Below are 12,175 nucleotides of genomic sequence, written 5' to 3'. Positions count from 1 at the left end.
TTTTGCCCACACACGACGAACGACGGCGACTGTTCGTTATCCACAGACTGTGGATAACCATGTGGACACTTTGCCGTCGTCAACTTGGCCATCCCTGAGCTTGGCCTAGAGGGGGTACGTCTCGTTGACAGCCGACCCCGATCCGCCGTTCGTCGCAATCTGGAAGAACGTCGTTGCCGAACTCAACGGAGAAACGTCGCCCCAGGGACACGTGAACGGCGACGTTGCGCTGCCGACCCTGACCGCCCAGCAAAGAGCATGGCTCAAGCTCGTCCAGCCGTTGGTGATTGCCGAGGGCTTTGCTCTGCTCTCGGTGCCGACGCCATTCGTCCAGAATGAGATCGAGCGTCACCTTCGCGAACCCATCATCAGCAGCCTGAGCAGACACCTCGGCCAACGAGTCGAGCTGGGCGTTCGCATCGCCACCCCACAACCCGGACTCGACGAAGATTCGGAGACCCTCCCCGATCCCGACGAGGTGGATGACGACGAAGAAGCGCTCGCCAGCGCCGAAGAGACCTGGCCGAGCCACTTCACGAACCGTCCGCAAAACCCGGCCTCCAACGATCTGAGTCTGAATCGGCGCTACACGTTCGACACGTTCGTCATCGGTGCATCCAATCGGTTCGCGCACGCCGCGACGCTAGCCATCGCAGAAGCGCCGGCCCGCGCGTACAACCCCTTGTTCATCTGGGGCGAGTCGGGGCTGGGCAAGACGCATCTACTGCACGCCGCCGGAAACTACGCGCAGCGGCTGTTCCCCGGCATGCGAGTCAAGTACGTCTCGACCGAAGAGTTCACCAACGACTTCATCAACTCACTGCGCGACGACCGCAAGGCTTCGTTCAAGCGGAGCTACCGCGACATCGACGTGCTGCTGGTCGACGACATCCAGTTCATCGAAGGCAAGGAAGGGATCCAGGAGGAGTTCTTCCATACCTTCAACACACTTCACAACGCGAACAAGCAGATCGTCATCTCCTCCGACCGGCCGCCCAAGCAGCTGGCCACGCTAGAAGACCGACTCCGGACCCGGTTCGAGTGGGGACTGATCACTGACGTTCAACCACCGGAACTCGAGACGCGCATCGCGATCCTTCGCAAGAAGGCACAGATGGACCGTCTGGACGTACCCGACGACGTCCTGGAGCTCATCGCCAGCAGCATCGAGCGCAACATCCGCGAACTCGAGGGTGCGCTCATCCGGGTCACCGCCTTCGCTTCGCTGAACAAGAGCGCCATCGACAAGTCGCTCGCCGAAATCGTGCTGCGCGACCTCATTTCGGACGCCAGCACCATGCAGATCAGCATGGCCACGATCATGGCTGCGACGGCGGAGTACTTCGAGACCACCATCGAAGAGCTCCGCGGACCCGGAAAGACCCGGGCGCTCGCGCAGTCTCGCCAGATCGCCATGTATCTGTGCCGCGAGTTGACCGACCTGTCGCTTCCGAAGATCGGCCAGGGCTTCGGCCGCGACCACACCACCGTCATGTACGCCGAACGCAAGATCCGCGGCGAAATGGCCCAGCGCCGCGAAGTCTTCGATCACGTCAAGGAACTCACGACCCGGATTCGTCAGCGTTCCAAGCGCTGACGTTCCCCAACGTTCACGTTCCAAAAGCTGACGTTCCACGGGCCCGGCGCTCCCAGCGCCAGCCCTCCCCGCGCCGAATGCCACCCAACTTCGCCCTGATTCAAACTTCTTCGGCCTTCTTCGGCCAAAAACATTGGTCGCGTCTGCCCCACTCGTCACACCGAATCGGTGTGGAGCACTCGTGGAGAACCAGTCCGCGAATCAACATCAAATCAACCGGCTCATTCACGAGCCTCGCTTCGTCCACAGTTACCAACACGGAATCACCGGATGCTCCACAGGTCACTCACACCCGTGCACCACACCCCACCTGGACGCCTATGGGTTGATCCCCAACCTGCACAGGCCCTATTACTACTACTTCGTTCTCTTCAAAGGTTCACTACTTGAAGACAAGGCTTGGGGACAGCTCGCTCGGAGCCCTTCACTCAGCGGTTTGTCACTCCAATCGATTAGCTTTCAAGTTGGAGCGGAAGGCTCTACGGTGGGTCTTCGGCAGTCGGTACGGACAGCGGGCTCAGCGTGGTGAGAGACTCGTAACTACGCTGCTCAGAGCTTGCGGCTGGAGTTTCATCGAAGGGACGCTATGGACGTGGCGACAACCACAGTTGGTCACACCGATTTGAAGTTTCGGCTGGTCCGGGAGGACTTCTCCGATGCGGTGGCGTGGGTGGCGCGCATTCTGCCCACCAGGCCCACCGTGCCCGTGCTCTCCGGCGTGTTGCTCACCGGGTCCGACGACGGCCTGACGATCTCAGGATTCGACTACGAGGTCTCGGCCGAAGTCACCGTGGCAGCCGAAATCGCTTCTCCTGGAAGTGTTTTGGTGTCAGGTCGGCTGTTGTCGGAGATCACCCGCGCGCTGCCGGCCAAGCCAGTCGACGTCAGTGTCGAGGGCACCCGAGTCGCGCTGAGCTGCGGCAACGCGCGTTTCTCGCTGCCGACCATGGCCGTCGAGGACTACCCGAAGCTGCCCACGCTGCCCGAAGACACCGGAGTGGTGTCGGCCGAACTCTTCAGCCAGGCGATCAGTCAGGTTGCGATCGCGGCGGGCCGGGACGACACGTTGCCGATGCTGACGGGCATCCGGGTCGAGATCTCCGGTGAGAAAGTCGTTTTGGCGGCCACCGACCGGTTCCGACTTGCGGTGCGTGAGCTGACGTGGACCACGGCGTCGGCCGACATCGAGGCCGCGGTGCTGGCCCCGGCGAAGACGCTTGCCGAGGCTGCCAAGGCCGGCACCGACGGAGGCGACGTCCACCTCTCGTTGGGTGCGGGCGCATCCGTCGGCAAGGACGGACTGCTGGGTATCCGCAGTGCGGGCAAGCGGAATACCAGCCGACTGCTCGACGCGGAGTTCCCGAAGTTTCGTCAGTTGCTGCCTGCCGAACACACGGCAATCGCGACCATCGGGGTTGCCGAGCTCACCGATGCCATCAAGCGCGTCGCGCTGGTGGCCGATCGTGGTGCTCAGATCCGGATGGAGTTCGCCGCCGACGTCGTTCGCTTGGCCGCGGGCGCCGACGACGTTGGTCGCGCGGAAGAGGACCTACCGGTCGAGTTTTACGGTGAGCCGCTCACCATCGCTTTCAATCCAACGTATCTGACCGACGGATTGGGTTCGTTGCACTCGGAGAAGGTGACGTTCGGCTTTACGACACCTAGTCGACCCGCGGTGTTGCGTCCGGCAGGCGATGATGATGGGTATGCCGGCTCGAGCGGGCCGTTCCCTGCTGCTCAAACCGACTACGTATACCTGTTGATGCCGGTACGCCTTCCGGGCTGACCGGCCCTGACTTCCACGGAAGAGGCGCACATGCAGTTGGGCTTGATCGGTCTCGGCAAGATGGGCTTCAACATGCGCGAACGGTTGCGCGAGGGCGGCCACGAAGTAATCGGCTACGACCCGCGCCCGGAAGTGACTGACGTCCCCGATCTGGCCGGGCTTGCCGCTGCGTTGACCGCGCCGCGGGTGGTTTGGGTGATGGTCCCCTCCGGTGAGGTCACCGACGGCACCATCCACGGACTGGCCGATGTGCTCACGTCCGGCGACCTGGTGATCGACGGTGGCAATTCGCGCTACACCGAAGACGGTCCCCACGCAGAACTCTTGGCGGCCAAGGGAATCGGGTTCATTGACGCGGGTGTGTCCGGTGGCATCTGGGGGCTCACCGAGGGCTACGGGCTGATGGTCGGTGGGTCCGATGAGGACGTCGCCAAGGTAATGCCTATCTTCGACACCCTCCGTCCGCCGGGACCGCAGGAAGACGGATTCGTACACGCCGGCCCCGTGGGCGCTGGCCACTTCGCCAAGATGGTGCACAACGGTGTCGAATACGCCATGATGACGGCCTACGGCGAGGGTTACGAATTGCTGGCAGCCGAACCGTTGGTGAAGAGCCCTCAGGCCGTCTATCAGGCGTGGACCAACGGCACCGTCGTCAGGTCGTGGTTGCAGACCCTGTTGGCGAAGGCGCTCAAGGAAGACCCACAACTCGCCGAGATCAAGGGCTACACCGATGATTCGGGCGAGGGTCGCTGGACGGTCGAAGAGGCGATCCGACTGCGGGTACCGGTTCCTGCCATTGCGGCCGCGCTCTTCGCTCGGTTCCTGTCCCGGCAAGACGATTCGCCGACGATGAAGGCCGTTGCCGCCCTGCGGAACCAGTTCGGTGGGCACGCCGTCAAGCGGATCTCCACCTCCGGCTGATCAGTCGGTTGGGATAGAGCTTGTACGTACGCCACTTAGGGTTGACCGACTTTCGGTCGTGGCCGCGTGCGGACGTGGAGCTCGAGCCCGGACGCACGGTCTTCATTGGTCCCAACGGCTTTGGCAAGACCAATCTCGTTGAGGCGCTGTGGTATTCGGCGACGCTGGGATCCCATCGGGTCGGCTCCGACGCGCCGTTGATCAGAGCGGGTGCAGACCGAGCCGTGGTCTCGACGATTGTCGTCAGCGACGGCCGAGAATTGGCCATCGATCTGGAGATCACGTCGGGCCGGGCGAACAAGGCACGGCTGAACCGGTCCCCCGTCCGCAGCGCCCGCGAGATTCTGGGGGTGTTGCGCGCGGTGCTCTTCGCCCCGGAAGATCTCGCGCTGGTGCGCGGTGATCCGGCCGAACGCAGGCGCTACCTCGATGAGTTGGCGACCACCAGAAGGCCTGCCGTCGCGGGCATTCGCGCCGACTACGACAAAGTGCTTCGGCAGCGCACCGCGTTGCTCAAGAGCGCCGCCGGCGGTCGATACCGCAACGACTCCAGCGCACTCGACACGCTTGACGTATGGGATGGCCACCTCGCCGCGCACGGCGCGCAGCTGATCGCTGCGCGGGTCGAGTTGGTGAACGCGCTGGCGCCCGAAGTGGAGAAGGCCTATCAACTGTTGGCACCGTCGTCGCGCAGTGCCGTTGGCCGGTATCGCAGCGGGGTCGAGGCGGTGCAGGCGGAGGCCACCGGTGGGACCGTGGCCAGTGCGCCGTACGAGGCAGCTTTGCTCGAGGAACTCGGCCGCCGACGGTCCGCGGAGTTGGAGCGCGGCGTGTGTCTGGTTGGACCGCACCGCGACGATCTCGAGCTGCGGCTCGGTGATCAGCCTGCGAAAGGCTTTGCCAGTCATGGGGAGTCGTGGTCGGTGGCATTGGCGCTGCGGCTCGCCTCCTACGAGCTGCTTCGGGGTGACGGGAGCGACCCGGTGCTGTTGCTCGACGACGTCTTCGCCGAACTCGACTCAGCTCGCCGACGGGCGCTGGTCAGTGCGGCCGAGTCCGCCGAGCAGGTGCTGGTGACCGCCGCAGTCGAAGATGACGTACCAACCGGCTGGGATGCGCGCAGAATAGAGATCGGTATGCAGGATGGCGACGACGGACGGTTCTCGGAGGTGATGGGATGACGGACGAGCGCGGGCCCGATCAGGAGCCGTCGGGGCCACCAGATGAGCTGGCCCACCTCAAGGGGATGGATCTCGTTCGGCGCACCCTCGAGGAAGCCCGCGGCGCGGCCCGCAGCCAGGGCAAGGACGTGGGGCGTGGCGGAGCGTCGAAGGGCCGACCCGTGCGGGCGAAGGGGCAGCGCCGTTCGTGGTCGGGACCCGGCCCGGACAAGCGCGACCCGCAACCGTTCGGCGCGGCGACCATGGACCTGGCCCGAACCCGAGGGTGGTCCACCCGCGTAGCGGAGGGGTCGGTGTTCGGACAGTGGCCCACGGTGGTGGGTGAGCAGATCGCCGAACACGCGAACCCGGCATCGTTGCGGGACGGCGTGCTCACCGTCGAGGCGGAGTCGACGGCCTGGGCCACCCAGTTGCGGATGGTTCAGGCGCAACTCCTTGCGAAAATCGCGGCCGCGGTCGGTGACGGCGTCGTGACGTCGCTGCGGATCGTCGGGCCCGCCGCTCCGAACTGGCGCAAGGGCAAGTTCCACATCTCGGGGCGCGGCCCGCGGGACACCTACGGGTAGGCATTCGCGACCACTGTCTGAAAGCGCCGACAAGAGAAAAAGCCGAGCGCTCAAGCGTCAGGACGCTCCGCTTGCCGAGATATTCCGATCAGGGCGCAAATAGCTGTGTAGAAACGCCGCCTCAGAGTCAGTGCTGACGGTGCCTGACGGTAGACTCGAATCAGACCGCGAGCGGCCTTCGCCTCTTGCTTGCAAACCCCAAGGAGACTCGTTCAACGTGGCTGCCCCGAAAAAGAGTGCACCCAAGGAGTACGGCGCCGATTCGATCACCGTTTTGGAGGGCTTGGAGGCAGTCCGAAAACGCCCGGGCATGTACATCGGCTCCACCGGCGAGCGCGGCCTGCATCACCTGGTGTGGGAAGTCGTCGACAACGCGATCGACGAGGCCATGGCCGGCTACGCGAGTCGGGTCGACGTGAAGATCCTCGGCGACGGCAGCGTCCAGGTCACCGATGACGGCCGCGGCATCCCCGTCGCCATGCACGCATCTGGCGTTCCCACCATCGACGTCGTGATGACGCAGCTTCACGCAGGCGGCAAGTTCGGCGGCGAGAACAGCGGCTACAACGTCAGTGGTGGCTTGCACGGCGTTGGTGTCTCGGTGGTGAACGCCCTGTCCACCAGGCTCGAGGCCACGGTCATGCGCGACGGCTTCGAGTGGTTTCAGTACTACGACCGCTCCGTGCCCGGCACCCTGAAGCAGGGCGAGGCGTCCAAGAAGACCGGCACCACCATCCGGTTCTGGGCGGACCCCGACATCTTCGAGACCACGGTCTACGACTTCGAAACCGTGGCGCGACGGCTTCAGGAGATGGCGTTCCTGAACAAGGGGCTGACCATCGACCTGATCGATGAGCGCGTCACGGTCGACCAGGTCGTGGACGAAGTCGTCAGCGATACGGCGGAGGCACCGAAGTCCGCCGATGAGAAGGAAGCGGAGGCCAAGGGTCCTCACAAGACCAAGCACCGCACCTACCACTATCCCGGCGGCCTGGTGGACTTCGTCAAGCACATCAACCGCACGAAATCTCCGATCCAGCAGAGCATCATCGACTTCGACGGCAAGGGCCCCGGTCACGAGGTCGAGATTGCGATGCAGTGGAACGCAGGGTATTCGGAGTCGGTGCACACCTTCGCGAACACCATCAACACCCACGAAGGCGGCACCCACGAAGAGGGCTTCCGAAGTGCGTTGACCACGGTCGTCAACAAGTACGCCAAGGACAAGAAGCTGCTCAAGGAGAAGGACGCCAACCTCACCGGCGACGACATCCGCGAAGGACTTGCCGCCGTCATCTCGGTGAAGGTCAGCGATCCGCAGTTCGAAGGGCAGACCAAGACCAAGCTGGGCAACACCGAGGTCAAGTCGTTCGTGCAGAAGATCTGCAACGAACAGCTCAGCCACTGGTTCGAGGCCAACCCCGCCGAAGCCAAGACTGTTGTGAACAAAGCGGTTTCGTCCGCCCAGGCCCGGATGGCCGCCCGCAAGGCCCGTGAGTTGGTGCGCCGCAAGAGCGCGACGGACATCGGCGGCCTGCCTGGCAAGCTGGCCGACTGCCGCTCCACCGACCCAAGGCTGTCGGAAGTCTATGTGGTGGAGGGTGATTCGGCCGGCGGCTCGGCCAAGAGCGGCCGCGACTCGATGTATCAGGCGATCTTGCCCCTTCGCGGCAAGATCATCAACGTCGAGAAGGCCCGCATCGACCGTGTGCTGAAGAACACCGAAGTCCAGGCGATCATCACCGCGCTCGGGACCGGCATTCACGACGAATTCGACATCACCAAACTGCGCTATCACAAGATCGTGCTGATGGCCGACGCCGACGTCGATGGACAGCACATCTCGACGCTGCTGTTGACGCTGCTGTTCCGATTCATGAAGCCGCTCATCGAGAATGGGCACGTCTTCCTCGCACAGCCGCCGCTGTACAAACTGAAATGGCAGCGCAGCGAACCCGAATTCGCGTACTCGGACCGCGAGCGGGACGGACTGCTGGAGGCCGGTCGGGCAGCCGGACGGAAGATCAACACCGAAGACGGAATCCAGCGCTACAAGGGTCTCGGCGAGATGGACGCGAAGGAGCTGTGGGAGACCACGATGGATCCGAGTGCCCGGGTGTTGCGCCGGATCACCCTCGACGACGCCGCCGCGGCCGACGAACTGTTCTCCATCCTGATGGGCGAGGACGTCGAAGCGCGCAGAAGCTTCATCACCCGAAACGCGAGAGACGTCCGCTTCCTCGACGTTTAACGCCGGTATCCAAAGACGAATAGGGCTGAAACACGATGACTGACACCACCTTGCCCCCCAGCGGCGGCGACGATGGCGTGACCACCGACCGCATCGAACCGGTCGACATCCAGCAGGAGATGCAGCGCAGCTACATCGATTACGCGATGAGCGTCATCGTGGGCCGCGCGCTCCCCGAGGTGCGCGACGGCCTCAAGCCGGTGCACCGCCGAGTGCTCTACGCGATGTATGACTCGGGCTTCCGACCCGATCGTGGACATGCCAAATCGGCACGCTCCGTTGCCGAGACGATGGGCAACTATCACCCGCACGGTGATTCGTCGATCTACGACACCCTCGTCCGAATGGCGCAGCCGTGGTCGCTGCGCTATCCATTGGTCGACGGGCAGGGCAACTTCGGCTCACCGGGCAACGACCCGCCGGCTGCCATGAGGTACTGCGTTACCGGTGACGCGTTGGTGCGCTTGCCGTTTGGGCAGTCGGCGCGGATTACCGACATCGCGCCGGGAGCGCGGCCGAACTCGGACAATGTCGTCGACGTCAAGGTGCTTGACCGCCATGGCAACCCCGTCGCCGCAGACCGGCTGTTCCATTCCGGGGACCATCACACCTACACGGTCGAGACCGATGAGGGCTACACCGTCACGGGCACGGCCAACCACCCGCTTCTTTGCTTGGTCGACGTTGCAGGGGTTCCCACGTTGCTCTGGAAGCTCATTGAAGAAATCCGTCCGGATGATCGCGTTGCGATCCAACGCACACCACCGACCGAGTTTGGTCCCGCGGACTGGTTCGATACGTTGGAGGCGCTCCTGCTCGGCGCTTTCATCAGCGAGGGTTTCGTGTCCGAGAATCGGGCCGGGTTCAACAATCTCGATCGCGATTTCTTCAACATGGTCGTTACGGCGTATGACGCGGTCGTTGGCGGTCCCCGCTACGTCTACGAGCGCACCATTGCATCGGGTTCCAATCTCCTCGAATTGGACATCCACAACACGAAGGCGTTGCGCGCCAGCCGTCTTGGCGAGATGGTCGGGCAGAGGTCCGCTGCGAAGGCGGTACCGGATTGGCTGTGGCACACCCCTGCCGCGGTCAAGCGGGCGTTCCTGCAGGCCCTGTTCGAAGGTGATGGGTCGTGCTCTGCATTACCCCGCAATACCATCCAGATTTCCTATTCGACACGAAGCGCACAACTGTCCAAGGACGTCCAACAGCTGTTGTTGGAGTTCGGTGTCATCTCCCGCCGTTACCTCCATGCCACGGGTGAACACAACGTGGTCATCACTAACCGCGCCCACGCCGAGTGGTTCGCGGCGCAGGTCGGCTTCGGAGGGGCGAAACAGGAGAAGCTCGCGGCGATTCTCGGTGAATTGCCCGTAACAGCAGTTGGTCTCGACCGAGATCATGTTCCGGGGCTAGCGCAGTTCATTCGTGCTCACAGTGGGGGCCGGTGGGCCGACAAGGAATGGCTGCGGAAGCACAACGTCGACCGGTTGTCACGCTGGCATCGCGATGGCGCCGAGATCCTCGGGCATATTGCGAACGCTGATGTGCGTGCGATTGCCCGAGAGCTCACCGACGGGCGTTTCTACTACGCCCGCGTGGCCAGTGTCACCGACGCCGGCGTGCAACCCGTCTACAGCCTCCGGGTGGACACCGACGACCACAGCTTCATTACGAATGGCTTCGTCAGCCACAACACAGAGGCGCGACTCACGCCGCTGGCGATGGAAATGCTACGCGAAATCGACGAGGAGACAGTCGATTTCATCCCGAACTACGACGGCCGGGTGCAGGAACCGACCGTGCTGCCCAGCCGGTTCCCCAACCTGCTGGCCAACGGCTCGGGAGGTATCGCGGTCGGCATGGCGACCAACATGCCGCCGCACAACCTCAGGGAGCTGGCGGAGGCGGTGTTCTGGTGCCTCGACAACTTCGAGGCCGACGAAGAGGCCACCTTGGCTGCGGTGACCGAGCGGGTCAAGGGGCCGGACTTCCCCACCTACGGTCTGATCGTCGGGTCGCAAGGTATCCACGACGCCTACACGACGGGCCGCGGGTCGATCCGCATGCGCGGCGTGGTCGAGGTCGAGGAAGACAGCAGGGGCCGCACGCTGCTCGTCATCACCGAGTTGCCGTATCAGGTCAACCACGACAACTTCATCACCTCGATCGCCGATCAGGTCCGCGACGGCAAGCTCGCGGGCATCTCCAACATCGAGGACCAGAGCAGCGACCGCGTTGGTTTGCGCATCGTCGTCGAGGTCAAGCGCGACGCAGTGGCGAAGGTGGTGCTGAATAACCTCTACAAGCACACCCAGCTGCAGACCAGCTTCGGCGCCAACATGCTGTCGATCGTCGACGGCGTGCCGCGCACCCTGCGCATCGACCAGCTGATCCGCCTGTACGTGGTTCACCAGTTGGACGTCATCGTGCGCAGGACCACCTACCGGCTGCGCAAGGCCAATGAGCGCGCACACATCTTGCGCGGACTCGTCAAGGCGCTCGACGCGCTCGACGAGGTCATTGCATTGATCCGGGCGTCGCAGACCGTTGACATCGCCAGGGCCGGCTTGATCGACTTGCTCGACATCGACGACATCCAGGCGCAGGCCATCCTCGACATGCAGTTGCGTCGCCTGGCGGCCCTGGAACGTCAGCGCATCGTCGACGACCTGGCCAAGATCGAGGCGGAGATCGCCGACCTCGAGGACATCCTGGCCAAGCCGGAGCGCCAGCGCGCGATCGTGCACGACGAACTTGTAGAGCTCGTCGAGAAGTACGGGGACGACCGCCGCACCCGCATCATCCCGGCCGACGGCGACGTCGCCGACGAGGATCTGATCGCACGCGAAGAGGTGGTCGTCACGATCACCGAAACGGGCTACGCCAAGCGCACCAAGTCCGACCTGTACCGCAGCCAGAAGCGCGGCGGTAAGGGCGTCATGGGTGCAGGGCTCAAGCAGGACGACATCGTCAGGCACTTCTTCGTGTCGTCGACGCATGACTGGATCCTGTTCTTCACCACGCAGGGCCGGGTGTACCGCGCGAAGGCCTACGAACTCCCGGAGGCGTCCCGGGTCGCGCGCGGCCAGCACGTCGCGAACCTGCTGGCCTTCCAGCCGGAGGAGCGCATCGCGCAGGTCATTCAGATCAAGACCTACGAAGACGCGCCGTACCTGGTGCTCGCCACGAAGAACGGTCTAGTGAAGAAGTCGAAGCTCACTGACTTCGACTCCAACCGCTCGGGTGGCATCGTCGCGGTCAACCTGCGCGATGGCGACGAACTCGTCGGCGCGGTGCTGTGCTCGGCGGAGGAGGACCTGCTGCTGGTGTCGGCGAAGGGCCAGTCCATCCGGTTCTCGGCGACCGACGAGGCGCTGCGGCCGATGGGACGCGCCACCTCGGGCGTCCAGGGCATGCGGTTCAACGATGAAGACCAACTGCTGTCGCTGAACGTCGTCCAAGAAGGCACGTATCTGCTGGTCGCGACGTCGGGTGGCTACTCAAAGCGCACGGCGATCGAGGAGTACACGGTCCAGGGCCGTGGCGGCAAGGGCATCCTCACGATCCAGTACGACCCCAAACGTGGCACTCTGGTCGGAGCGTTGATCGTCGACGACGATACGGAGCTCTACGCCATCACCTCTGGTGGCGGTGTCATCCGGACCAGGGCACGTCAAGTGCGCAAGGCCGGACGGCAGACCAAGGGGGTGCGGTTGATGAACCTCGGCGAGGGCGACACACTGATTGCCGTCGCGCGCAACGCCGACGAGGACGCTGCCGAGGACGACGCAGCCGACGAGTCGGGCGAGACGTAAGTGCCGGGACGTGGGCAAGCCGACTGCCAACCGCAGTCGACCTGAGCTA

At 63.9% G+C, this 12,175-nt stretch carries 7 protein-coding genes; all 7 read left to right on the top strand.

Going from position 1 to position 12,175, the window contains the following annotated elements; translation table 11 throughout:
* Positions 1-124 precede the first annotated feature (124 nt).
* The 7 genes from dnaA to gyrA all read left to right on the top strand — a co-directional run bounded on the left by dnaA (position 125) and on the right by gyrA (position 12,126).
* Positions 125-1,597 carry a chromosomal replication initiator protein DnaA gene (dnaA, locus tag SLQ30_RS04275; protein WP_319448937.1) on the top strand — a complete coding sequence of 491 codons (1,473 nt, stop codon included), beginning with the start codon at positions 125-127 and terminating at the stop codon, positions 1,595-1,597.
* Positions 1,598-2,183: 586 nt separating this feature from the next.
* Positions 2,184-3,383, top strand: a complete 1,200-nt coding sequence (dnaN, locus tag SLQ30_RS04270) for a DNA polymerase III subunit beta (protein WP_319448938.1) — start codon at positions 2,184-2,186, stop codon at positions 3,381-3,383.
* A gap of 6 nt (positions 3,384-3,389) precedes the next feature.
* Complete coding sequence (gene gnd / locus SLQ30_RS04265; RefSeq protein ID WP_413467941.1) at positions 3,390-4,307, top strand: phosphogluconate dehydrogenase (NAD(+)-dependent, decarboxylating); 918 nt, start codon at positions 3,390-3,392, stop codon at positions 4,305-4,307.
* A gap of 20 nt (positions 4,308-4,327) precedes the next feature.
* On the top strand, positions 4,328-5,488 hold the full coding sequence (gene recF / locus SLQ30_RS04260; protein ID WP_319448940.1) for a DNA replication/repair protein RecF: 1,161 nt from the start codon (positions 4,328-4,330) through the stop codon (positions 5,486-5,488).
* The gene (locus SLQ30_RS04255; protein WP_319448941.1) at positions 5,485-6,054 is read left to right on the top strand and encodes a DUF721 family protein; all 570 of its coding nucleotides are present in this window, start codon (positions 5,485-5,487) and stop codon (positions 6,052-6,054) included. Before recF ends, SLQ30_RS04255 begins: the two co-directional genes overlap by 4 nt.
* A gap of 217 nt (positions 6,055-6,271) precedes the next feature.
* On the top strand, positions 6,272-8,305 hold the full coding sequence (gene gyrB, locus SLQ30_RS04250; protein ID WP_319448942.1) for a DNA topoisomerase (ATP-hydrolyzing) subunit B: 2,034 nt from the start codon (positions 6,272-6,274) through the stop codon (positions 8,303-8,305).
* Between the two features lie 35 nt (positions 8,306-8,340).
* Positions 8,341-12,126 carry an intein-containing DNA gyrase subunit A gene (gene gyrA, locus SLQ30_RS04245; RefSeq protein ID WP_319448943.1) on the top strand — a complete coding sequence of 1,262 codons (3,786 nt, stop codon included), beginning with the start codon at positions 8,341-8,343 and terminating at the stop codon, positions 12,124-12,126.
* Positions 12,127-12,175 lie beyond the last annotated feature (49 nt).

It is taken from the genome of Mycobacterium sp. RTGN4 (genome assembly GCF_033804635.1).
Lineage (GTDB): Bacteria > Actinomycetota > Actinomycetes > Mycobacteriales > Mycobacteriaceae > Mycobacterium.
This window is presented reverse-complemented; position numbering and strand designations above follow the sequence as displayed.